General features: G+C 72.5%; 17 protein-coding genes. 4 read left to right on the forward strand and 13 right to left on the reverse strand.

The window, feature by feature from the left end; translation table 11 throughout:
- Window positions 1-62: 62 nt before the first annotated feature.
- From ACFWOG_RS13240 to ACFWOG_RS13265, 6 genes are all read right to left on the reverse strand, one after another.
- A complete protein-coding gene (locus ACFWOG_RS13240; protein WP_329875947.1) occupies window positions 63-1,076 on the reverse strand; it encodes a LacI family DNA-binding transcriptional regulator in 1,014 nt (337 codons plus the stop codon).
- A gap of 221 nt (window positions 1,077-1,297) precedes the next feature.
- Window positions 1,298-5,563, reverse strand: a complete 4,266-nt coding sequence (locus ACFWOG_RS13245; protein ID WP_380357793.1) for a discoidin domain-containing protein — start codon at window positions 5,561-5,563, stop codon at window positions 1,298-1,300.
- A gap of 393 nt (window positions 5,564-5,956) precedes the next feature.
- A complete protein-coding gene (locus ACFWOG_RS13250; protein ID WP_329875945.1) occupies window positions 5,957-7,594 on the reverse strand; it encodes a glycoside hydrolase family 13 protein in 1,638 nt (545 codons plus the stop codon).
- 64 nt (window positions 7,595-7,658) lie between these two features.
- Entirely contained in the window at window positions 7,659-8,549 is an 891-nt protein-coding gene (locus tag ACFWOG_RS13255; protein WP_355405596.1) for a carbohydrate ABC transporter permease, read from the reverse strand.
- Window positions 8,550-8,563: 14 nt separating this feature from the next.
- On the reverse strand, window positions 8,564-9,538 hold the full coding sequence (locus ACFWOG_RS13260) for a carbohydrate ABC transporter permease (protein ID WP_380357798.1): 975 nt from the start codon (window positions 9,536-9,538) through the stop codon (window positions 8,564-8,566).
- Window positions 9,539-9,714: 176 nt separating this feature from the next.
- Window positions 9,715-11,115: an extracellular solute-binding protein gene (locus tag ACFWOG_RS13265; RefSeq protein WP_380357806.1), complete on the reverse strand. Its 1,401-nt coding sequence runs from the start codon at window positions 11,113-11,115 to the stop codon at window positions 9,715-9,717.
- 655 nt (window positions 11,116-11,770) lie between these two features.
- Between ACFWOG_RS13265 and ACFWOG_RS13270 the strand changes: the two genes are divergently transcribed.
- The 3 genes from ACFWOG_RS13270 (at window position 11,771) to ACFWOG_RS13280 (ending at window position 14,227) form a co-directional block, all read left to right on the forward strand.
- Window positions 11,771-12,508 carry a VOC family protein gene (locus tag ACFWOG_RS13270; protein WP_380357809.1) on the forward strand — a complete coding sequence of 246 codons (738 nt, stop codon included), beginning with the start codon at window positions 11,771-11,773 and terminating at the stop codon, window positions 12,506-12,508.
- Between the two features lie 111 nt (window positions 12,509-12,619).
- Complete coding sequence (locus tag ACFWOG_RS13275; protein ID WP_380357812.1) at window positions 12,620-13,681, forward strand: LLM class flavin-dependent oxidoreductase; 1,062 nt, start codon at window positions 12,620-12,622, stop codon at window positions 13,679-13,681.
- A gap of 180 nt (window positions 13,682-13,861) precedes the next feature.
- Entirely contained in the window at window positions 13,862-14,227 is a 366-nt protein-coding gene (locus ACFWOG_RS13280; RefSeq protein WP_329875923.1) for a hypothetical protein, read from the forward strand.
- 68 nt (window positions 14,228-14,295) lie between these two features.
- Here the strand turns inward: ACFWOG_RS13280 and ACFWOG_RS13285 are convergent, their stop codons facing one another.
- Entirely contained in the window at window positions 14,296-16,998 is a 2,703-nt protein-coding gene (locus tag ACFWOG_RS13285) for an AAA family ATPase (protein ID WP_380357817.1), read from the reverse strand.
- 612 nt (window positions 16,999-17,610) lie between these two features.
- On the opposite strand from ACFWOG_RS13285, the gene ACFWOG_RS13290 reads away from it, so the two are divergent.
- A complete protein-coding gene (locus tag ACFWOG_RS13290) occupies window positions 17,611-18,192 on the forward strand; it encodes a TetR/AcrR family transcriptional regulator (protein ID WP_329875920.1) in 582 nt (193 codons plus the stop codon).
- Between the two features lie 273 nt (window positions 18,193-18,465).
- Here the strand turns inward: ACFWOG_RS13290 and ACFWOG_RS13295 are convergent, their stop codons facing one another.
- From ACFWOG_RS13295 to ACFWOG_RS13320, 6 genes are all read right to left on the reverse strand, one after another.
- The gene (locus tag ACFWOG_RS13295; RefSeq protein WP_329875919.1) at window positions 18,466-18,837 is read right to left on the reverse strand and encodes a fic family toxin-antitoxin system, toxin component; all 372 of its coding nucleotides are present in this window, start codon (window positions 18,835-18,837) and stop codon (window positions 18,466-18,468) included.
- Entirely contained in the window at window positions 18,834-19,076 is a 243-nt protein-coding gene (locus ACFWOG_RS13300; RefSeq protein WP_329875918.1) for a plasmid mobilization protein, read from the reverse strand. Before ACFWOG_RS13300 ends, ACFWOG_RS13295 begins: the two co-directional genes overlap by 4 nt.
- A 123-nt stretch (window positions 19,077-19,199) precedes the next feature.
- Window positions 19,200-19,925 carry a nicotinamide riboside transporter PnuC gene (locus ACFWOG_RS13305; protein ID WP_380357823.1) on the reverse strand — a complete coding sequence of 242 codons (726 nt, stop codon included), beginning with the start codon at window positions 19,923-19,925 and terminating at the stop codon, window positions 19,200-19,202.
- A 153-nt stretch (window positions 19,926-20,078) separates the two neighbouring features.
- Entirely contained in the window at window positions 20,079-20,504 is a 426-nt protein-coding gene (locus ACFWOG_RS13310; protein ID WP_329949940.1) for a riboflavin kinase, read from the reverse strand.
- On the reverse strand, window positions 20,497-21,081 hold the full coding sequence (locus tag ACFWOG_RS13315) for a flavin reductase family protein (RefSeq protein WP_380357827.1): 585 nt from the start codon (window positions 21,079-21,081) through the stop codon (window positions 20,497-20,499). The genes ACFWOG_RS13310 and ACFWOG_RS13315 overlap by 8 nt, the downstream gene beginning before the upstream one ends.
- A 31-nt stretch (window positions 21,082-21,112) precedes the next feature.
- The gene (locus tag ACFWOG_RS13320) at window positions 21,113-22,459 is read right to left on the reverse strand and encodes an NtaA/DmoA family FMN-dependent monooxygenase (RefSeq protein WP_380357830.1); all 1,347 of its coding nucleotides are present in this window, start codon (window positions 22,457-22,459) and stop codon (window positions 21,113-21,115) included.
- Between the last annotated feature and the right edge of the window lie 17 nt (window positions 22,460-22,476).

The raw sequence follows: 22,476 nt of genomic DNA on the forward strand, positions 1-22,476 counted from the left end.
GTTCCGATGGACCGGAACGGCGGGGCCTGCGGCCGCGTGGGGCTGTGTAGGGCCGCGTGCGGTCAGCCGGCGGCGGGGGCCGGCCCGGTGGAGCTGCGCACGACCAGCTCCGGCTCGAACAGCAGCTCGTCGTGGGTGATCCTCGCGCCCGCGATCTCCCCCGCCAGGAGGTCCACGGCCGCCCGGCCCATCGCCTCGATCGGCTGGCGCACCGTGGTCAGCGGCGGATCGGTGCAGGTCATGAACGAGGAGTCGTCGTAGCCGATCACCGACACGTCGCCGGGCACCGACAGGCCCGCCCGGCGCACCGCCCGCACCGCGCCCAACGCCAGCGGGTCACTGGCACAGACGATCCCGGTCACCCCCTCGCCCAGCAGCCGCGTGGTGGCCGCCTGGCCCCCCTCCAGGGTGAACAGCGCGCGCTTGACGTGGCTGTCCGGCAGCTCCAGGCCCGCCGAGGCCGCGGCCCGCCGCGCCGCGTCCAACTTCCGCTGGGACGGCACGTGGTCCGCCGGCCCCAGTACCAGGCCGATCCTGCGGTGACCGAGCTGCCGCAGGTGCCCCATCGCCTGCTCCACGGCCACCGCGTCGTCACAGGAGACCCGCGCGAAGTCCAGGCCCTCGATCGCCGCGTTCAGCAGCACCGTCGGCAGACTGCGCTCCGCCAACCGCTCGTAGTGGTCGTGGGCGGCGTCGGCCTGCGCGTACAGACCACCGAAGAACACCACCCCCGACACCTGCTGGGCCAGCAGCAGGTCCACGTAATCCGCCTCCGAGATCCCGCCCGCGGACTGCGTGCACAGCACCGGGGTGAATCCCTGCCCGGCCAGCGCGCCGCCCACCGCCTCGGCGAAGGCCGGGAAGATCGGGTTCTGCAGCTCCGGCATCACCATGCCCACCAACCGCGCCCGCTCACCACGCAGTTGGGTGGGGCGCTCGTATCCCAGCACGTCCAGCGCCGTCAGCACCGCCGCCCTGGTCGTCTCCGAGACGCCGGGCTTCTCGTTCAGCACCCGGCTGACCGTGGCCTCGCTGACCCCGACCTTCTTCGCCACCTGGGCCAGTCGTCGTGTCATGCGGCCATTCTAGCTCCGCCACGCAAGGAAGTTGCATGGTCTTGCGACGAAGACGCAAATTCCAACGGTCGATCGGACAGGAACCGCACGTCGCTTGCCGAACCCCGCAAGCCCTGAGCCCGGTATGCCAGGTGGGACGCCGCGCCGGAACGCAACGACCGCCGGGAGGTCGGAGACCTCCCGGCGGTACGGAACCACCCGTCACCGGGAGGTTCCCCTCCCTACGGGTTGACCTTGATGGTGAACGTCGAGGTGGTGTTGCGGATGTTCTGGTGGTTGTCGCTGAACCGCAGGTGGTCGAAGGTCACCGAACCGACCGCCGGGCCCTGCCCCGGTTCGGGCAGCTCGTTGGCCCAGACGCCGATACCGGACCTGGCGTCGGAGGCGTCACCGCTGCGCCGCGCACCGGAGATCGAGATGTTGCTGAACACCGTGTCGGCGACCGGGAACTGCGGCTGACCGCCCACGTAGTTGGTCTGGAACATGATGCCGCTGTACGTCGGGTCCACGATGTCCACGTCGGTGACCCTGATGCCCTGGAACACCTTCGAGGCCGAGAACACCCAGATCGCCGGGAAGACCTGCGCCCCCCAGAAGCGGCCGCCGGCCCGGACGACGGAGATGTTCTTCAGATCGGTCGTCGGCGAGGCGCCGAAGCCGTTCATCGGGTACCCGAAGTCCAGCGAGGAGATGGTGATCCCCGAGTAGACCAGGGTGTCCGCGATGTAGATGTTGCGGAAGGTGTTGGCGTACCCGCCGTAGACCGCGACGCCGGCGGCCCGCCAGGTCAGGATCGAGGTCAGGTTCTCGAAGACGTTGTTCTTCTCGTCCGCCCCGCCCGCGTCGATCGCCGAGAACAGCGCGAAGGAGTCGTCCCCGGTGGCTCGGGCCTCGTTGTTGGAGACCAGGTTGTCGGTCGAGCCGTTGGTCATGTTGACGCCGTCGGCGAAGGTGTTGCGGATCCGGGAGTTGGTGATCTTCATCCGGTCCGTGTTGGCGCCCCAGTACAGGCAGACCACGTGCTCGGTCCAGATGTCGTCGATGGTGATGTCGGCGACGTTGGCGAAGTCGAAGACCTTGCCGGGGCCGTCGATGCGGGAGGTGTAGTTGCCGAAGTAGGCGAAGCCGGTGAAGGTCGAGCCGTTGGCCGAGGCGTCGGCCCGGAAGCCGACGTCGGTGTTGGACTGCGAGGACGGGGCGTGGAACCGGGTGAACCAGGGGCCCGCGCCGACCACCCTCACCGCCTTGCCGTAGACCTGGAACTTGCTGGCGGTCTGGTAGTCCCCCCTCGGGAGGTAGACGCCCACCAGGGCGCCGGTGGTGTCCATCCGGACCCGGTCCAGAGCCGCCTGCACATCGCCGTGGGTGAAGCCGGTCGGCACCGCGTACCGGGCCGGGTCGGGGTTGGGGAGCTGGGTCGCCTGCTCCAGGCTGACGAAGTCGATGGCGTACGTGGTGCTGTTGCCGGCGTCCTTCTGCAGCTTGATCCTGCTGCCGGCCGGGAGGGTGGTGCCGAGCAGCAGGTTCGCCTCGTCGTAGACGTGCCGGGGGCCGCCGGCGCCGGGCGAGTTGCCCGGACCGGTCTCGCTGCCGTACAGCCAGGAGTACTTGGAGGTGAGGTCGAGGGCCTTGAGGAAGACCCCGTCGACGTAGACGTCGAGTTTCGCGTCGATGCCGTCGCCGCCCGGCGCGTCCGGGATTGAGAAGCGGGTCACCAGGGTGTTGGTCGGCGCCTTGGTGGTGAACTCGACCGAGGCGCCGGTCGTGTTCAGGGTGACGGCCTTGCGGCCGGAGGCCTCGCCCGCGAGGTCGCCGACGGTCCGGTTGGGCCCGACCACCGCGGCGCCGCCGGCCAGCACGCCGTCCTCGGCCTCGTAGGTGTCGAACGGCAGGTTGGCGCCGCGGCCGACGAACAGCGACTGGGTGGAGGTGTTGTTCGCCTGCTTGACCGGCAGTTCGTTGGCGTCGGTGGCGATGACCGTCCTCACGGTGTACCGGCCGTTGCCCGCCGTCCAACTGCCCAGGTTCACCGGGGCGCCGGTGGCACCGGGCGCGATGACGCCGGTGTGGCTGCCGGTCAGGGTCCTGACGACCGCACCGGTGGCGTCGGTCACCGTCAGGCCGATGCCGTGGGCGCCGCCCGCCGAGGCGGTCGTGCCCTGGTTCTTGACCGCCACCGAGAACGTGACCTCGTTGCCGCTCGCCGGGTTGCCCGGGGTCCAGCTGACGGGCGCGGCGACCAGGTCGGAACCGGCGACCTGACTCACCACCAGCGGGGCCGGCGCGGTGTGGGCGTTGTTGGTCTCGTCCCGTTCGACGACGGCGCCGGCCGGGTCGGCCTCGGCTCGCAGCTGGTAGCTGCCCGCGTTCTGCGGGCCCGTCGGGACCGAGACGGTCGCGGAGGCACCGGCGGCCAGCGGGCCGAGCTGGGCGGTGCCGGCCTTGGCACCGCCCAGGTAGAGGTCGACGGCGGTGGCGGCGGAGGCGGCCGTGCCGGCGTTCCTGACCGTCGCCGAGAGCGTGAGCGGGTCGGTCTCCACCGGAGCGGCCGGAGAGGCCGAGACCGCGGTGACCGTGAGGTCGGGGTTGGGCGCCGGGGTGCCGATCACCTGGAACTCCGCGATCTGCCCGGCTCCGGCACCGGAGTTGGCGGTGATCCGCAGCCGGACGTCGGCCGCGGTGGCCGTCAGCGGGATCGTCACCGTGTTGCCCGAGGCCGGGGAGAACGTGTAGGGCTTCGCGGCCACCAGGCTGGTGAATCCAGTCGCGTTCTGCTCCCGGCCGAGTACCTCCACGGTCTGGGTGCGGGTGGCCCAGGCCGCGGCCGGGTCGAGCTTCAGCACCACCGAACCGACGGTCGCGTTGGAACCCAGCCGCGTGGTCAGCTCATTGGGGTAGCTGCCGCCCGCGCCCTCCCAGTAGGTGGTCACGTCGTCGTCGTTGGCGTTCGCCGCGACGAAGGTGTAGATGCTGGAGTCGGCCGTGATCGGCTTGCCCCCGGCCAGGTTGGTGCCACCGCCACCGTCGTTGCCGGTCCGGACGACGGTGTTGCTCGCCTCGGAGCGGTTGCCGGCCGCGTCCCTGGCCTTCACGTAGTACGACACCGTGGCGCCGTCGGCCCGGCTGTCGGTGTACGTCAGCACGTTGCCGGCCACCTCGGCCTGCAACGCGCCGTCGGCGAAGACCTCGTACCCGGTGACCGCGACGTTGTCGGCGCCCGCGCCCCAGGCCAGTCGGACCTGCCCGGAGGTCGGCCGGGTGTACGTCAGGTTCGTCGGCGCGGACGGCGCCTGGGTGTCCCCGGGGGCGCCCGTGCGGGTCACGGTGTTGCTGGCGGCCGACTGGTTGCCGGCCGCGTCCCTGGCCTTCACGTAGTACGAGACGGTGGCGCCGTCGGCCCGGCTGTCGGTGTACGTCAGCACGTTTCCCGCGACACTGCTGACCAGGGCGTTGTCGGCGTAGACGTCGTAGCCGGTGACCCCGGTGTTGTCGCTCGCCGCGCTCCAGGCCAGCCGGACCTGCCCGGAGGACGGCTGGGTGTACGTCAGGTTCGCGGGCGCGGACGGCGCCCGGGTGTCCCCGGTCACCGGGCCGTACACCTCGAACTCCGCGAGCTGGGCGGCCGGCCAGCCGGTGTTGGCGGTGACCTTCAGCCGGACGTACCGGGCCGTGGTGGTGCCGGTGTCCACCGTCACCGTGTTGCCGGTGGCCGGGTCGAAGACGTAGTCGGCGGACGCGACCCGGTCGGTGAAGGTGCTGCCGTCGGTACTGGTCTGCACGACGAGGGTCTGGGTCCGCCGCTCCCAGCCCGTCGGCAGCTTCAGGACCAGCCGGCTGACGGCGACCGCCGTCCCGAGGTCGACCTGGATCCACTGCGGGAGCGCGTTGCTCGCGCTCTCCCAGTAGCTTCCCTGGTTGCCGTCGTCGACGTTGCCCGCGCCGTAGCCGCCCGAACTGCTGCCGGCCGTGAAGGCCCGGCCGCGGGCCAGGTTGGCGCTGGAGCCGGTGGTGCCGTGCACCTCCAGCTCGGAGATCTGCGCGGCCGGCCAGCCGGTGTTGGCGGATATGTCCACCCGGACGAAGCGGGTACCGGTCGACGGGAAGCCGATCCTCACCGTGTTGCCGGCGCCCGGTTCGAAGGAGTACGGGGCCGAGGCGGTGAGGGTGGAGAAGGCGGTGCCGTCGGTGCTGCCCTGAACGGCGAGCGTCTCGGTGCGGGCACCCCAGCTCGCGGGGAGCTTGAGCACCACCTCGTCGACGGCGGTGGTGCTGCCGAGGTCGACCTGGACCCACTGCGGGAGGGCGGTGCCGGCGCTCTCCCAGTAGGTGTTCTGGTCGCCGTCGTTGACGAAGGCGGCGCCTCGGCCGGCGGTGGCGCTGCCGGCGGCGGCCGGCTTGCCGGCGGCCAGGTCGGGGCCGCCGACGGCCCGGGCGGGCAGTAACGGGCCGGCGACGAGCAGCAGGCAGGCCGAGGCCAGCCCTGCCACGAGTCGGGAAATCGGAGCTGTCGATCTCACGGGAGTCCTCTGGATCTCATCAGGATGACAGGTGGGGGGCGGACAGGCCCGGAAAGCGGAGCCTCTCCGGGAGGGAGTGGGCGCGTGCGTGCCGCGGCCCCGACCGGCGGGGCGGTCCGGGCGGGCGTCGCGGAGGGGCCTGGCGAGAGGGGGCGGTGACCGAGCCGACATCATCTGGATCCTCCGGGGAGGGCCGACGAGCTCAGGACGGGCGACGGCACCGGACCGGCCGGCGCCGCCGGGGAGGGCAGGGAGCGCAGGGGAGCGCAGGGGCGGCCGTGGCCGGCCGACCGCTTCAGCCCTTTTCGGTCGGATCCTGCGCCCGGCAGGATCCGCGAGGGAGGGCCCGGTGATGGCGGGCCGTCACCGCGACCGCAGCCAGGCCGCGGCGTCCACGGGAAGGAGGTTTCCGTCGAGCGGCCGACTGGTGAGCAGGACGGTGTCGTGCGCGGGCAGGACGACGGGCGCCGGGGAGAGGTTGACGACGCAGGCGAACTCGGCGCCTCGGCGGAAGGCGAGGACGCCGCGGTCGCCGGGCAGCCACTCGAACTTGTCGCCGCGCAGACCGGGCGATCCCCGGCGGATCCGGAGCGCGGCGCGGTACAGCGACAGCACGGAGTCCGGGTCGGCGCTCTGCGCCTCCACCGTCAGCGCGGCCCAGCCCTCCGGCTGCGGCAGCCACGGTTCGGTGCCCGCCGGCGAGAAGCCGTACGGCGGGAGGGGGCCGGACCACGGGAGCGGGACGCGGCAGCCGTCCCGGCCGGGGTCGGTGCCGCCGGAGCGCAGGTGCATCGGGTCCTGGAGACGATCGATCGGGAGGTCCTCCACCTCGGGCAGGCCGAGCTCCTCGCCCTGGAAGAGGTAGACGGCACCCGGCAGGGCGAGGGAGAGCAGCGCGGCGGCGCGGGCCCGGCGCAGGCCGAGGGCGACGTCGGTGGGGGTTCCGAAGGCCTTGGCCGCGAAGTCGAAACGGGTGTCCCTGCGACCGTAGCGGGTCACCGTGCGGGTGACGTCGTGGTTGCAGAGGACCCAGGTCGCGGGGGCCCCGGCCGGGGCGTGCAGGGCGAGGGTGGAGTCGATGGACTCGCGCAGCGCCTCCGGCTCCCACGGGCGGGCCAGGAAGTCGAAGTTGAACGCGGTGTGCAGCTCGTCGCGGCGCAGGTAGCGGGTGAACCTCTCGGCGTCGGGCAGCCACACCTCCCCGACGAGGATGCGCTCGCCCGGGTAGGAGTCGGCGATCCTGCGCCAGGACCGGTAGATCTCGTGCAGCTCCTCGCGGTCGGTGAAGGGATGGGGGTCCACCCCCTTGCGGAAGTCGGGCAGTTCGGGGTCCTTGACGAGGAGGGCCGCGGAGTCGATGCGGACGCCGGCGGCTCCGCGGTCGAACCAGAAGCGCAGAATCGACACGTGCTCGCTGCGGACCTGCGGGTGGGCCCAGTTGAGGTCGGGCTGCTGGCTGGCGAAGAGGTGCAGGTACCACTCGCCGGGCGTTCCGTCCGGGTCGGTGGTCCTGGTCCAGGGGCAGCCGCCGAACTCGGACTCCCAGTCGTTGGGCGGCAGTTCGCCGTCCGGGCCGCGGCCGGGGCGGAAGTGGAACAGCTCGCGCTCGGGGCTGCCGGGGACGGCGGCGAGGGCCCGCCTGAACCACGGGTGCTCGGCGGAGACATGGTTGGGGACGATGTCGACGATGGTGCGGATGCCGTGAGCGAGCGCCTCGGTGATCAGGTTCTCGGCGTCCTCCAGGGTGCCGAACAGCGGGTCCACGTCGCGGTAGTCGGCGACGTCGTAGCCGCCGTCCGCCATCGGGGACGGGTACCAGGGGTTGACCCAGATGGCGTCGACGCCGAGTTCGGCGAGGTACGGGAGGCGGGACCGGACCCCGGCGAGATCCCCGGTGCCGTCGCCGTTGCCGTCGGCGAAGCTGCGCGGGTAGACCTGGTAGATCGCCGCGTCGCGCCACCAGGCCGGGTGCTCGGGCTGGCGGCTGGAGTTCTGTCCCACGGTGGGGGGGTCCTTTCGACCGGACGGGAGGGGCGTGGTGGTCGACCGCTTCCGGGCGGGGCGCTCAGCCCTTGAGGCCGCCGGAGGTCAGGCCGGACACGATGCTGCGCTGGAAGATCAGGAAGAAGACGATCGTCGGTGCGGAGGCGATGGCCAGGGCGGCGATCACGACGTTCTGCGGCAGGCCGGTGGCGAGGGAGCGGATGCCGATGTTGAGCGTGTGGTCGGCCGGGTCCGGCAGGACCAGCATCGGCCAGAGGAAGTCCTTCCAGACCGCGACCACGGCGAAGATGGAGACCACGCCGAGGATCGGTCGGGACATCGGCAGCACGATCGACCACAGGGCCCGGGTCGGTGAGGCGCCGTCGATCGCGGCTGCGGCCAGCAGGTCCTCCGGGACGGAGTCGAAGAACCGTTTCAACAGGAAGATGTTGAAGGCGTTGGCGACGGTGGGCAGCCAGATCGCCCACGGGGTGCCGACCAGGTTGAGGTGGAGCAGCGGGAGGTCCAGCACGGTGAGGTACTGCGGCACGATCAGGACCGCGGAGGGGACCATCAGGGTCGCGAGCATCATGCCGAGGATCACGTTGCCGAGGATCGGCCGCAGCTTGGAGAGCGCGTAGGCCGCGGCGACGTCGAACACCAGCTGGAAGGCGAGCGCCCCGAGCGCGTAGTAGAGGGTGTTGGTCAGCAGGCGGCCCATCCTGAGCTGGCGCCAGGCCTCCGCGTAGGTGCCCCAGTGGATCTCGGACGGGAAGAGGGTCGGCGGGCTCTGGATCACCTCCTGGGTGCTCTTGAGGCCGCCGGTCACCAGCCAGTAGAGCGGGCCGACGAAGACGGCGGTGAAGACGAGGACCACGAGGACGAGCACCGTCCGGTAGACGGCCTTCCCGAGCGGTCGGTCGAGCTGGGTCTGTGCGACGAGCGTCCGGGTCCGGGGTTCGTTCGCTGCCATGGCCGGAGCCCTTCCTAGTCGTCGGTGCGGCTGAGCCGCGTGTACAGGGCCGAGAAGCCGGCGAGGACCACGAGCATGACCAGGCCCATCGCGGAGGCGACGCCGTAGTTGTTGCCTCCCATGTCGAAGGCGTACTCGTAGACCAGGTAGACGACCGACATCGTGGAGTTCTGCGGGCCGTTCCCACCGGTGAGCAGGAACGGCTCCACGAAGACCTGCATGGTGGAGACGATCTGCAGCAGCAGGAGGAGCGAGAGGATGAGCCTGGTCTGCGGGACGGTGACGTGCCAGATCTTGCGGAACAGGCCGGCGCCGTCCAGGTCGGCCGCCTCGTAGAGCTCGCCGGGGATGCCCTGCAGGGCGGCCAGGTAGATGAGGGTGGCGCCGCCCATGTTCATCCAGGTGGCCGCGACGACCACCGAGACCATCGCGGTGTCCGGCGAGTTGAGCCAGGCGGAGGTGGGGAGGTGGAGGGTCGTCAGGATCGAGTTGAAGAGGCCGTACTCCGGGTCGTAGAAGTACTTGAACAGCAGCACCGCGGCGACGGGCGGCATCATCACCGGGATGTACACCAGGATCCGCAGGTAGGCCCTGGCGTGCCGGAGCTCGTTGAGGAGCACGGCCACGAAGAACGGCACCGCGAAGCCCAGGAGCAGCGCGAGCGCGGTGAAGAGGAAGGTGTTGCGCCAGGCGGTCCAGAAGTCGGGGTCGCCGAAGATCCGTTCGAGGTTCTCCAGCCCGACCCACGTGGTCTTTCCGCGTCTGGTCTTCTGGAAGCTCATGACGACTTCGCGGACCATCGGGTACCAGGTGAAGAACCCGAAGCACACCAGGGCGCCGAAGAGGAACCCGTGGGCGGAGACGTTGCGGCGGACGGTCCGGCCGAGTTCCGGACGCTTGGACGAGCGGCCTCCGGAGCCACCCGTGCGGTCGGCCGGGATGCGACTGGCCCGGCGGGTGGTCTTGTAGGGGGAGATGGTCCCGGCCATCGGTGCTCCTGGTGTGCCGGCTGGACCGGCGGGTCGGGCGGGTCGGCGGTGCCCGGTCCGCCGGTCTGCATGTCCGTCGGTCTGCTTGTCGGTCGGTCTTCGTATCCGTGTGTGTCCGTCGGGGTGGCCGTGGCCGTGGGCGGCTGAGGCCCGGGGCGGGTTGTCCCCCGCGTCGGCTAACCGAGGCTCGCCAGGACCTTGTTGGCCTGGGACTCGGCGTCGGCGAGCAGCTTGTCGATGTCGGCGCCCCGGTCGGTGAGCACGGCGGAGACCGCGTTGTCGAGGACCTTGTAGAGCTGCTGGGCGTTGGCCGGCTCGGTCTTTCCCGGGACCTGCTCGGAGATGTAGGGCGCGTAGTTCCGGACCGGGACGGTTGCGCTGGCGGCCTTGGCCGCGTTGTCCGCCGCGAGGGTCGAACCGGTGAAGAAGTTGGGCTGAGGGATGCCGACGGGCAGGTTGTCCGACCTGTTGCGGGCGTAGTCGAACTGGCCCTTGCCCATGGTCAGGTACTTGAAGGTGACCCAGGCGATGCCGGCCTTGATCTGGTCGGGCGTGGACCCCTTCTTGAAGAGCCGGGTGTCGCCGCCGAGCAGGGTGGCCCTGCCTCCTGGCATCGGACCCATGCCGTAGTCGGCGTAGTTGCCCTTGAGGGTCTGGACCATGTACGTGATGTCGTCCGGCGCCCCGATGTACATGCCGAGCTTGTCGGTGGAGGTCTGGGTCATCAGGTCGGGCCACTTGAGCCCCTGGGCGGCGCCCATCGTGCCGTCGGTCCAGCGCATGTCGTGGAGGTTCTGCAGGACCTGCTTGCCCTCGGGGGTGTTGAAGGCGGCCTTCCTGCCGTCGTCACCGGTCATCCTGCCGCCGAGGCCGTACAGCTCGGCGGTGAAGTGCCAGCCGCCCTGGTTGGTCGCGCTGTACTCGCCGTAGCCGTTGACGCCGTTGCCGAGCGCGGAGATCTTCTGGGCGGCCGTCCGGATCTCCGCCCAGGTCGTCGGCGGCTTGTCGGGGTCGAGACCGGCCTGGGTGAAGAGCTTGCGGTTGTAGATGAGGCCCATCTTGTAGTTGGTGACCGGGAGGCCGTAGAGCTTGCCCTCGCTCCTGAGGGTGTCGAGCACCGAGGGGTCGATGTCCTTCAGGGCCGGGACGGTCGTCTCGTTGACGTACGCGCTGATGTCCTCGACCGCGCCGGCGTCGAGCGCCTGGCCCAGGTCCGTGAAGTAGGCGTAGAAGAGGTCGGGTTGGGTCTTGCCGGCGAGCTGCGCGGTGAACTTGGCGGGCTCGTTGCACGGTGAGGCGTCGGTGGCCCTGATGGTGACGTTCGGGTAGGTCTTGTTGAACTCCGCGATGTCCTCCTCCCACTGCCTGCGCTCCCCCGGCTTCGTGGTCGGCGGCTGGCAGTCGGCGCTGATGGTGACCTTGGCGGACGGGTCCAGCGGGGCCTCCGCTCCGTTCGGCGCGCCGGGGTCGCCCGAGGAGCCGCTGTCGGCGGAGCTGCTGCACGCGGCGGCCGGGAGGACCAGGGCGCCGACGGCCACGGCGGCGAGGGATCTGCGGAGAAGCCGATTCGTCTTCATGGGAGAGAGGACCCTTCTACAGGCACGGCGGGCAGGGCCGGTGTCGGGGCGCGGGGGAGCCCCGGTGTTCCGGTGGGGATCGCCCCGGTCCTGGTGACGGGGGCGGGGACGTGCGGAAGCGAGGCCCGCGCACTCCTGGACTGCGCGGCTCGGACGCCCCGGGGGCACGTCGCGGACCCTCTCGGGACCTGTCGGCGACCACCCCTCGGCGCGCCGCTCACTTAACCATCCCGTCCAGATGACCACAAGATGTCGACAGAATTTCGCAAAAACAAGATAGCCCGCCGCGATGCCCCAACGGCCTGGCCGGCTGCGGCCTCAGCCGGCTACACGCGCACCCCTCCCTGGGATCTGCCGGCGGGTCACACCTCCCGCACTTCGCCGCCCGAACACTGCCGGATCACCGCCGGGGCCGCCCACCAGCGGAAGGCCCGGCTCCACGTCCGCAAGATCCACTCTCCGATACTGCATGAAGTCGGCAAATCTTAGAAAGAACCTTGCATGCATCTTGTGAGGTGCTCGGCGAGCGCGCTCTACTGTCACGACCACCTCCTCCCCGGAGAATCGAGCACCGGATGCCACGGAGCACCACGGATCCCTCCCAGGCCGGGATATGTGTTTGTCGACGCGGGACGGCATGCATAGGGTCGGCGGCATGACGACACGGCTTGTTCAGATTTCGATGAATGCCCGGGACGACTCCGCGGTCGGCCGGTTCTGGGCGGAGGTACTCGGCTGGGGCATCGACAGCGAGGGCCCCGGTGTGACCAACCTCGAACCCGTGGGCTTCGTCTATCCCGACCCCGTCGCCGTCTGCATCGACGTCGTTCGCGCCACCGACCCCAAGACGGTGAAGAACCGTCTGCACATCGACCTCGCCACCACCTCGGCAGCCCATCAGGCGGAGCTGGTCGCACGGCTGAAGGCCCTCGGCGCGACGCCCGCCGACGTGGGCCAGGGCGACGTGCCGTGGACGGTCCTGGCCGACCCCGAGGGCAACGAATTCTGCGTACTGGAGCCCCGCGAGCGCTACCTGGACACCGGGCCGATGGCCGCGGTGGTGGTCGACTGTGCGGACCCGAGGGCCATGGCGGGGTTCTGGGGCGAGGCGATGGACTGGACCGTCCACGAGGTGACGGACGACCAGGCCGTGCTGCGCTCCGCCAGGAGCGTCGGCCCGTACCTCGAATTCATCCGCACCCCCGACGAGAAGACCGTGAAGAACCGTCTCCACCTCGACCTCCGCCCGTACCCCGGGGGCGACCGGGTCGAGGAGGCGGCGCGGCTGCGGGCTCTCGGCGCGACGCCCGCCGACGTGGGCCAGGGCGACGTGCCGTGGACGGTCCTGGCCGATCCCGAGGGCAACGAGTTCTGCGTCCTCGCCCCGCGCTGACGCGGAGCCCGACGACACCCGGCCCGTAGGCACGGCCGCTCCCCCACGGCCGGTCCCCGGCGGTCGGCGCCGGAGACCGGCCGGGCAGGTGGCCTTTTCCGTCGTACGGGAATGAGCCGGGCGGCAGCGCCCGTTGTGGCGGGAGTGACCACGACACCGCCCTTCCGACTGTCGGTGCTGGACCGTTCCCGGACCCGCAGGGGGGAGGAACCGGCCCGGGCGCTGCGGGACACCGTGGCCTTCGCCGTCGAGGCCGAGCGGCTCGGCTACCACCGGTTCTGGGTGTCCGAGCACCACGGCGTCCCGGGCGTGGCCGGTTCGGCCCCGACCGTGCTGGCCGCAGCGGTGGCCTCGGCAACGGAGCGGATCAGAGTGGGGACGGGCGGGGTGATGCTCCCCAACCACCAACCGCTGGTCGTGGCCGAGCAGTTCGGTGTGCTCGCCGCCCTGTCCCCGGGCCGGATCGACATGGGTCTCGGCCGTTCGGTGGGGTTCACCGACGGGGTACGGCGGGCGCTGGGCCGGGAGAAGGACTCCGCCGACCGATTTCCCGAGCAACTCGCCGAACTGCTGGCCTACTTCGATGCGCCGTCGAGCGCCCCTCACGGCGTTCACGCCCGGCCGGCCGAGGGTCTGGACGTACCGGCGTTCGTGCTGGCCACCGGCGCCGGCGCGGACGTCGCGGCCGAGGCCGGGCTCCCCCTGGTGATCGCGGCCGCGCGAGGGCAGGAGCGGATGTTCGAGGCGATCGACCGCTACCGGGAGCGCTTCCGCCCCTCGGCCCGCGCCTCCCGGCCGTACGTCGTGCTCTCGGGTACGGTCGCCGTCGCCGGGTCGGAGTCCGAGGCCCGCGACCTCCTCGTCCCCGAGGCCTGGGCCGCCGCCCACTCCCGGACCCACGGCGAGTTCCCGCCGCTGGCCCCCACCGGGGAGATCCTGTCCCGGACGATGACCCCGCGCGAACGTGCGGCGTTCCAGCAGTCGCTCACCGGCCACATCGCGGGCACCCCTCAGCAGGCGTGGGCCCGCCTCACCGAGCTGATGGAGCGCGCCGCGGCGGACGAGTTCCTCCTCGCCACCAGCACCTACGACCGCGACGCGCTGTTCACCTCCTACCGCCTCCTCGCACAGGTCGCCGGTCTGAGGCCGCTCCCCGCGGGGACCCAGGACTGACGGCGGGGACGGCGCGGGCCGGGCGCGACTGTTCCGCCGACCGGGTCGCCGACCCTGCGTCCCCCTCCGTCGCGGCGGCCCGGGTCGGTCACGGACGGCACGACGGCTTCCGCTCCGGGCGCCACATGGTTACTCTTCGGTAATCGAGCCCGGGCGCGGGCCCGTACCTGGAGGAGCACCATGCCGACCCTGCCCCGATCCGCCGCTCTCCTGAGCGGCCTGCTGCTCGGCGCCGGGGTGGCACACTTCGCCGTCCCCCGCCCGTTCGACGCCATGGTGCCCCGCGGCCTCCCCGGTGATCCGCGCACCTGGACCCGGCTCAGCGGGGTGGCGGAGCTCGCCGTCGGCGCGGCGATCGCCTGCCCGCCCACCCGCCGGGCCGGAGCGCTGGCCGCAGCCGGCCTGTTCGTCGCGGTCCTGCCCGCCAACGTCAAGATGGCCCGGGACTGGCGCCACCGTCCCGCACCGCTGCGCGTCGCCGCCCTGGCCCGGGTACCGCTTCAGGCTCCTCTGATCGCCTGGGCCCTGCGGGTCTCCCGCCTCTGAGCCACGCCCCCGGGCCACGCGCCGGAACACCGTCTGCGCACGGCGAGGCCGGGGTGGGCCCGCGACGCCTACTGCTGCAGTACCGCCACCAGTTGGGAACGCCGGGCGATCCGCAGCTTCCGGTACGAGTTGGTGAGGTGCGTTTCCACGGTGCGGAGGGTGAGGCACAGCGCGGAGGAGATCTGGGCGTTGGTGTTCCCCACCGCCGCCAGTTCGGCCACGCGCCGTTCGGCCGGGGTCAGGGCGTGCCCGCCGTTCCTGCTCCGTACCCCGCCCTCGCGCAAGGCGTCCTGGGTCAGGGCGAGGAGACGGCCGACGGCGGCCGGCCCCCCGGCCCCCGGAGCGGCCCCCGAAGCGGGCGCGGGGGCCGGCCGCAGGGCCACGGCGTGCGCCTCCCGCAGCGTGTCGCGGCCCTTGCGGGCGCTTCCCGCCTCGATCTGGGCCCGGCCGAGGTCGACCAGGACCTCCGCGAGTTCCACGGGCGCGGCACTCGGCCTGAGCAGTTCGGCGCCCTCGGTCAGCGAACACAGCGCCAGCCTGCCGCCCACGGCCGCGGCGTACGCCCGCAGCGCCCGGCCGACGGTACGCGCGGTGCCCCAGGTCCGGGCGTGGCGCAGCTCCTCCTCGGCGAGTTCGCGGGCTTCCTGCCGCCGCCCGAGCCGGACCAGGGCGAACGCCGCTCCCGAGCGCCACGGCGTGGCGACCGGGCTGACGAAGTCGTGGGCGCTCTGGCCGGCTCCGCAGGCCAGGTAGTCGTCGAGAGCCGCGTGCCAGTCGCCGTCCGCCGCATGCAGCACGGCCCGCGTGTAGCTGAGCTCGTTCCACTCCCAGGAACTCTCGCTGCCGCGCTGTCCGGCGAGGGCCACGGCCTCCCACGCCCCGGCGCGATCGCCCTTCTCGTACCGGGCGGACGCCACCATCGCCGACAGGTGCGGCAACCGGACGCCCCGCTCGCCGGCCGCCTCCACCAGCGGCGCGTTCTCGGCGACGACGCGGTCGAACGCGCCCTCCCAGAGCGCCGTCTCGGCCCGGACACTCAGCAGGCACTGCACACCGACGTCCGTCAGGGCCGGGGGGACGGAAAGGCCGGGCAGGCACAGGCCGGTCAGCTCGCGGGCCTCGTCCAGACAGTCGGCCCACTGCAACAGGGTGGCCGCGCTGCCGAACCAGGCCGTCCGCAGACGCGGGTCGACCCGCGTCGCCAGGCGCGGTCGGATCCGGGCGAGTGCCTCGGCCGCCGAGCAGAGACCGGCGCCGGCCTCGTACTCGGTGATCAGCCCGCACACCAGCGGCTCGATGGCGGGGGGCGCCGTCGGGGCGAGCGCGCGCAGGCCGGCGACGGCCCCGCGCCACTCGTCGTTGTCGTGCGAGGCGACGAGCGCGCCGAGGGTCTGCAACACCTGGACCAGTTCGTCGTCGGCGGCGGCGCGACCGGCCTGGCGCAGGACCCGCATGGCGGTGTCGGGGTCCCGGACCGCGACGAGGGCCGCGCTGAGGGCGGTCGCCGCGGCGGCCCGTTCCCGGACGTCGGTGTGCAGTTCCAGTCCGGTGTGGAGTCGACGGATACCGGCCGTCGGGTTGTTCGCAAGCTCCAGGGCGCCGAGGCGCACGGTGAGGGCGGCGCGCCGGTCCGGGTCGAGCGTGCCGCTCAGGGCGTGGCGCAGGTACGCGGCGGACTGCGCGACGTGACCGTTGCGCGCGGCTTCCTCGGCGGCCTCGGAGAGCGCGCGGGCCATCCACGTCGCGTCGGGCCGCTCCACGTGCAGGAGCCGGGAGGCCACGGCCGTCGCAGGGGCACCGCTCTCGTCGAGCAGTTCCGCGACACGGGCGTGCAGTGCGGCGACCTCCTCCGGATCGGCGGCGGCGAGCACGGCCCCGCGGGCGAGGGGGTGACTCAGCAGTGCGTCCAGGTGGTGCGCCGGCCGCTCGCCCGGGGCTCGCGCGGACGTGCAGAGGTCGCAGAGCGGGTGATCGGGACCGGGGCCGGCAGGCGGGTCGCCCTCCGCCGCGACGGCGAGGGCGAGACAGGCGTGGCGTAAGCACGGATCGGCCTTCCTCAGCCAGTCGGCGATCGTGTCGCGGTAACGGCCGTGGGGCCTGGCGGACTTCGGGCCGGACGGCGGTCCGCCGCCGAGGTCGGCGATGAGCGCCCGTACCAGGGCCGGGTTGCCGGCACCCGCTTCGACGCAGGTCGCGGTGTCGTCCCGGTCCAGGTCGGCTGCCCGGGCGAGGCGGACGACGGTGGACTCGCTGAGGGGGCGGAGGGCGACGGCCCCGCCCGTGGAGGGTGGGAAGGGCACCGGACCGGGCTGGTCCGCGCACTCGGTGACCACCAGCAGGACGGGGATCTCGGCGATCCGGCGGGCGAGGTAGCCGATCCAGCGCAGGGACGGCTCGTCGGCATGGTGGAGGTCGTCCACCACGAGCAGGACCGGCCGCTCGGCGGCGGACCGGGTCAGTCGCGTCACCAGGCGGTGGAACAGCCACTGTTCGTCCATCCCGGTCGGCACCGAGAAGGGCACGGCTTCGTCGTCCGTGAAGAGCTGCCGAACGATTCCGAACGGGAACGCCGTCTCCTCCGCCACGCCGCGCGCCCGGCCGACGCGCATCGCGCCGCGGCCGGACTCGCGGCGGACGATCGTCTCCAGCACCGCGGTCCGCCCCATGCCGGCGACCGGCGCGGAGAGGAGGATCCACCGGCCGCTGCCCGCACGCGTGGCTGCCGCGGCTGCCGCGGCCGTGCCCAGCACCTCGTCGCGTTCCAGGAGCATTCGTTCCCCACCCCCTTCCCTGCGGGTGGCCCCGATCCGGAGGTGGCCGCCCCGGCCGTCGGGCCCGGGACCTCCCCTCACCGGGGTACCGGTGGTGATGGTGAGCGGGACGCCGTCGCGGGCGCCGGGACGCGGAGGTGCGGGGGCAGCGGTGCGGTTCACGGGGGTACCTGCCTCACGGATCGGATCGGGAGGATGGCGAGGGTGATGACAGCACCGCCGTCGAAGGGACCGACGGCGAAGGGACCGACGGTCGGCGGCAGAGCGGTGACGGTACCAAGGACGCCGAGAACCTCCGCGCAGGAGCAGGCTCTCCGGGCAGCCCTTCGGGCATCCGGGCCGGGCCGACGGCCCGGTCCGTGCCGGCGCCGAGGCCGGAGCCGAGGCCGGTGACGGCCGTGCCGGTCGCGGCGGGCAGCCGGATGGGCAGCGTCACGCCGGCGACCGGCACGACGGAGGCGACGGCGACGGCCTCGCACGAGGTGGCGGTCACGACGTCCCTCCCCGGCGTCAGAACTATCTAACATCCGTTAGATAAGCTGGCGGGGGTACTCTAGGCCAGCCCCGCGGCCCCGGCAAGGCCCGCCGAAGGGGCCCTGATCAGGAGGCGTAGTGGCGACCCGTATGACCCCGCAGGAGCGGCGGCTGTCCATCCTCGACACCGCGATGGACGTGGTCTCCGAGGAGGGCTACAAGGGCCTGTCGCTGCGCGAACTCGCCCGCCGCTGCGGCATGTCCGCCCCGGGCGTGATGCACTACTTCCCGGACATGCCCACCCTGCTCCTCGCCCTCCTGGAGCACCGTGACGGGATCGACGGCCCGCACCTCTACGCCGTCGTCGCGGGCAGCCCCGACCTGCGCTCCGCGCTCGACGCGATCGTCGACTACAACGCCTGCCACCCGCGCCGGGCCCAGCTGTACGCCATGGTCCAGGCCGAGGCCCTCGACCCCGCCCACCCCGCTCGCGCCTACTTCGACGGCCGCACCGAACTCCTGATCCGGGAGGCCCGCAGCCGCGTCGACACCGACGCCGCGCCGGAACTCCTCCAGGTCGTGCCGGCCGTCCTCGACGGCCTCCAGCTGCACTGGCTCATGGACCCCGAAGGCTTCGACCTGCGCACCCAGTGGGCCGTCGTCGCCGACGCCCTCTTCGCCCACTACACACGCCGGCCCGCGGTCGGCACCGACACCTGACCGGCCGCCACCGGCCACGGCCCCGCCCACCGGGGGCCCGCGCTCGGGCCCGATCTCGGCCCAGCTGGCGACGTTCATGCCCCCGGGGACGGTCACCCGGATCTCCGGCCGCGGGTCGTTCGAGGACGGGCGGCTCACGCTCGACGAGTCCGGCACGGCCTCGGGATTCCTCCACTACGACGACGGACACGGGCCGGGTTCCGTCAGTGTGAGCATCAGCGATCCGCGGCCGGGGGTGGTGGCACGTCCTGCGGCGCCGCCCCCGGCCGCGGCTCAGCGGTACCAGGTGCGGATGGCGGTGGCGGTCTCGCGCACGTCGGCCTGTCCGTCGCGGACACGGGCGGCCAGGGCGACGGCGGCCTTCGGTTCGGCGGTGACGATGACACCGGAGGCGCTGAGGTAGGAGGCGGCGACGACGGCGGCGAAGTGCTCGTTGGCGTACTCCAGGGCCGGGACGCGGATGAGCTGGTGCATGAGCGCGGCGGCACGCTGGTGCACGGCCCCGTACACGGGCACCTCCATGACCTCGTCGACGTGGCGGGCGACCGCGGCGGCGAGCGTGCCGTAGTCCGTGACGTCGGGGTCTGCGGCCAGGAACTGGTGGGTGACGTCCAGGAGCCAGGCCCGGTCGACGCGCAGGATCACGCCGCGTCCGCCGTGCCGGACCGGGCGCTCTGCGGGTAGGGGCCGAACCCGGCCTCGAAGGCCGGCGCCCACGCCTGCGAGAAGTGCGCGGCGGCGGTCAGGAAGCGCTCGCGCCTCTCGTCGGCCTCCTCGACCAGGACCTTGCGCGCGTAGTCGGGCAGGCTCATCCCGGCCGCCTCGGCGCGCTGCTCCAGGGCTTCGTGGGTCGTCTCGTCCAGGCGGACGTTCAGTTGCTTCACGCCCGTCAGCGTAGCCGTGCGTATCGTGCGCTACAACACCCCCGGGCCGGATCCGACGCGGGCCGCCCACCCTTGAGGGGGCGGGCGGCCGACGCACGAGGGGGTGGCGGACGTGAGCCGCGCTCAGTCGGGGACCCCGGCTCGGGACGGGCCGCCGGCCGGGCGGGCGTCGTCCCGGCCTTCGACCAGGACGGCGGGCTCCAGCGGCGAGGCGATCTCCTGCGGCTTGCTGCGGGAGGCCCAGTCGCGGATGCCGAGCAGCACCATCACGAAGAAGATCCCGTAGACGATGCCGGAGAAGTACAGCTCGGAGTGGACCGCGAGCGGCACGCCCACCAGGTCGACGGCCAGCCAGACGAACCAGAACTCGACGTAGCGGCGGGCCTGGCTGTACATGGCGAGGATCGAGCCGATGAAGATCCACGCGTCCGCGAGGACCATCCACAACGGCGCGCCGGGGTAGAACGAGGCGTCCGTCCATCTCAGCACCGCGCCGAACACGGCCGTCCCCAGCACCATCGCGGCGATCAGCGCGGCGCGTTCACGGCTCGACGCCCAGCGGACGTTGATGGTGCCTTCCTGCTCGCGGCTGCGCTTCCAGGTCGCCCAGCCCCAGGAGGCCGAGACGATGATCACGATCTGCCGGGCGGCGTTGCCGCCGAGATGCACGTTCAGGCTGGCGATCAGCAGCAGCACCGAGCCGAGGATCTGCACCGGCCAGGCCACCAGCGAGCGCCGCAGGGCCAGCCAGACGGTGGCGAGCGCCAGGAGGTTGCCCAGGAAGTCGGACCAGTAGACGGGGAGACCGAAGAAGCTGAACTGCTCGTTCAGCCAGTGGAATGCGCTCATGACTCACACCTTTGTTCGTTCGGAGCGAGGAGGGGGATCGACGGTCGGCCCCGCCGAAGCGGGGGAAGCGGGGCCGACCGGGCGCGTGGGCGCAGGGCGCGGTCACCGAGGGGGCGGGAACGCGCGCCGAGCAGGTGGGGCGTGGTGACGGGGTCAGGAGAGGACGTTGCGGACGTGCCGTCCGTACGCGGAGTCCAGCAGGGCCTCCGAGCGGCGGACGTCCTCCCGTGCGGCGAGCACCAGCTCGTCCGCCGAGGCGAACCTCTCGGTGTCCCGGATGCGGGCGACGAACCAGAGGTCGACGCGCTCGCCGTACAGATCGCCCGGGGCGTCGTGGCAGTACACCTCGGTGTGGATCTCGGAGGCGTCGCAGAAGGTGGGGTTGGTGCCGACACTGATCGTCGCGCGGTGCACGGTGCCGGTCGCGCGGCGGGCCAGCCAGCCGCTGTAGATCGCGGGCGGTGGGACGGGAGTGCCGGGGTCGGGAGCGACGTTGGCGGTGGGGAATCCCAGGCCCGTCCCCCGGCCGGCGCCGTGCACCACGGTGCCGGCCAGGGGGGTCGTCGGTGTGTCAGCCATGCGGGGTGAGCTCGCGGAACTGGCTGGTGTGGAAGACCAGCGGCTCCACCCCGGGGAAGAGCTCGGCGGTGAGCAGCTCCATCAGGACGATCTCGTGGTCGCCGCCGTCGTACACCGCGCTCACCCGGGCGGTCAGCCACAGGGCCGTGTCGTGGATCAGCACCGCGCCGTCCGGCGTCGCCCGCCACGCGGTGCCCTCGAAGCGGTCGCCCGCGCGGGAGGCGAGCCGCCGGCAGAGCGCGCCCTGGTCACGGCTGAGCACGCTCAGCCCCAGCACGGGCGCCCCTGCCAGCCTCGGCCAGGTGGTCGAGGAGCGGGCCACGCTGACCGCGACCATCGGCGGCTCCAGCGAGATCGACACGAAGGAGCTCACCGCGAGCCCGATCGGTCCGCCGCCGCGCAGCGCACCGATCGCGACCACACCGGTGGGGTAGGCGCCGAACGCCTGGCGCAGCACCGCCGCGTTCAGCTCCGCGGCGTCGGGCTCCGCACCGTTCGGCTCCGCAGCGGTCGGCTCCGCAGCGGTCAGCTCCGCGGACGCGGCGGGCGGGGTCGGATGGTGGGCGGGAGTGACCATGGTCGTCGTCCTCTCGTCGCGCGTGGGGTGGTCAGGGACGGTGCTGCGCGGCCGGGTGGCTGGCCGGCAGGGCGCGGTCGGAGGCGCCGGTCAGCCGCTCGCGCAGCGACTCACCGGCCGTGTACTCGCCGCGGAAGACACCGCGGGCGCGCAGGATCGGGAGCACCGACTCCACGAACTCCGTGGTGGAGGCCGGCTGCACGGTCGGCGAGAGCAGGAAGCCGTCCAGGTCGGCGCCCTCCGCCAGGGCGCAGATCTCGTCGGCGATCTCCTCGGCGGTGCCGACCACCGGGCGGGCGCCGACACCGTGGGTATGCCAGTCGGCGAGCACGTCGCCGACGGTCCTGCCCGCGAAGCGGGCGACCTGGGTCTGCGACATCTCGGTGGACAGCTCCGACATCGGGGTGCCGGGCGCGTACGAGGAGAGGTCGAGGCCGGTGAACATGGCGTAGCTGGCGACGGTGACCTCCGGACGCTGGGCGTCCAGGACGCGCTGCCAGCGGCGCTCGGCGTCGGAGGTGGTGGCTCCGACCACACAGGAGAACGCCGACATCACCTTGACCTCGTCGGCGCGTCGGCCCGCCTTCACGGCCTCCTCGCGGATCGCCGTGGTGTGCCCGGCGAGCTGCGCCACCGAGCCGCTGCCGACGAACATGCACTCGCCGTGCCGCCCGCCGACCCGTCGCCCGGCCGGGGACGCTCCGGCCTGGAACAGCACCGGGGTGCCCTGCGGGGAGCGGGCGGTGTTGCCGTAGCCGCGCGAGCGGAAGTACGGGCCGTCGTGCTCGACCAGGTGGACCTTCGCCGGGTCGGCGAACCGGCCGTCCTTGTCCTTCTCCAGGGCGTCCGGCTCCCAGGCGCCCTCCCAGTACTTGTAGACCAGGGCGAGGAAGTCCTCGGCCATCCTGTACCGGTCGTCGTGCGCCACCATGTCCATGCCGAAGGCCTTGACCGCCGTGTCGGCGGTGCCGGTGGTCACGACGTTCCAGCCGAGCCGGCCGCCGGACAGCTGGTCCAGGGTGGCCAGTCTGCGGGCGAACGCGTAGGGCGGTTCGACCAGCACCGATCCGGTCACCACCAGGCCCAGGTCGGTGGTGCTCGCGAGCAGGGCCGAGGCGATCACGAACGGGTCCAGGCGCGGCAGGTCCAAGGTCTCCTCGGTGGCGATCGGCGGGCGCACCCCGTCGATCTCCGACCAGCCCCAGGCGTCGGCCAGGAACAGGAAGTCCAGCTTGGCGTCCTCGCAGATCGCCGCGATCTCGCGCCAGTACCCGAAGGTGTCGAACAGGTGCCGGCGGCTGTCCGGGTGGCGCCAGGTGGCGGTGCCGCTCGCGTTGGTCTGGGCGTTCTCGAACAGTCCGAGCTTGAGGTTGCGCATGGGTGGTTCTCCGTTGA

Origin of the sequence: Kitasatospora sp. NPDC058406, assembly GCF_042722765.1 — a bacterium.
Lineage (GTDB): Bacteria > Actinomycetota > Actinomycetes > Streptomycetales > Streptomycetaceae > Kitasatospora.

Excerpts from the sequence above, each read along its gene's own strand:
- ACFWOG_RS13240 (WP_329875947.1), bottom strand. The coding sequence starts at position 1,076 with ATGACACGACGACTGGCCCAGGTGGCGAAGAAGGTCGGGGTCAGCGAG.
- ACFWOG_RS13255 (WP_355405596.1), bottom strand. The coding sequence starts at position 8,549 with ATGGCAGCGAACGAACCCCGGACCCGGACGCTCGTCGCACAGACCCAG.
- ACFWOG_RS13260 (WP_380357798.1), bottom strand. The coding sequence starts at position 9,538 with ATGGCCGGGACCATCTCCCCCTACAAGACCACCCGCCGGGCCAGTCGC.
- ACFWOG_RS13265 (WP_380357806.1), bottom strand. The coding sequence starts at position 11,115 with ATGAAGACGAATCGGCTTCTCCGCAGATCCCTCGCCGCCGTGGCCGTC.
- ACFWOG_RS13270 (WP_380357809.1), top strand. The coding sequence starts at position 11,771 with ATGACGACACGGCTTGTTCAGATTTCGATGAATGCCCGGGACGACTCC.
- ACFWOG_RS13275 (WP_380357812.1), top strand. The coding sequence starts at position 12,620 with ATGAGCCGGGCGGCAGCGCCCGTTGTGGCGGGAGTGACCACGACACCG.
- ACFWOG_RS13280 (WP_329875923.1), top strand. The coding sequence starts at position 13,862 with ATGCCGACCCTGCCCCGATCCGCCGCTCTCCTGAGCGGCCTGCTGCTC.
- ACFWOG_RS13285 (WP_380357817.1), bottom strand. The coding sequence starts at position 16,998 with ATGCTCCTGGAACGCGACGAGGTGCTGGGCACGGCCGCGGCAGCCGCG.
- ACFWOG_RS13305 (WP_380357823.1), bottom strand. The coding sequence starts at position 19,925 with ATGAGCGCATTCCACTGGCTGAACGAGCAGTTCAGCTTCTTCGGTCTC.
- ACFWOG_RS13310 (WP_329949940.1), bottom strand. The coding sequence starts at position 20,504 with ATGGCTGACACACCGACGACCCCCCTGGCCGGCACCGTGGTGCACGGC.
- ACFWOG_RS13315 (WP_380357827.1), bottom strand. The coding sequence starts at position 21,081 with ATGGTCACTCCCGCCCACCATCCGACCCCGCCCGCCGCGTCCGCGGAG.
- ACFWOG_RS13320 (WP_380357830.1), bottom strand. The coding sequence starts at position 22,459 with ATGCGCAACCTCAAGCTCGGACTGTTCGAGAACGCCCAGACCAACGCG.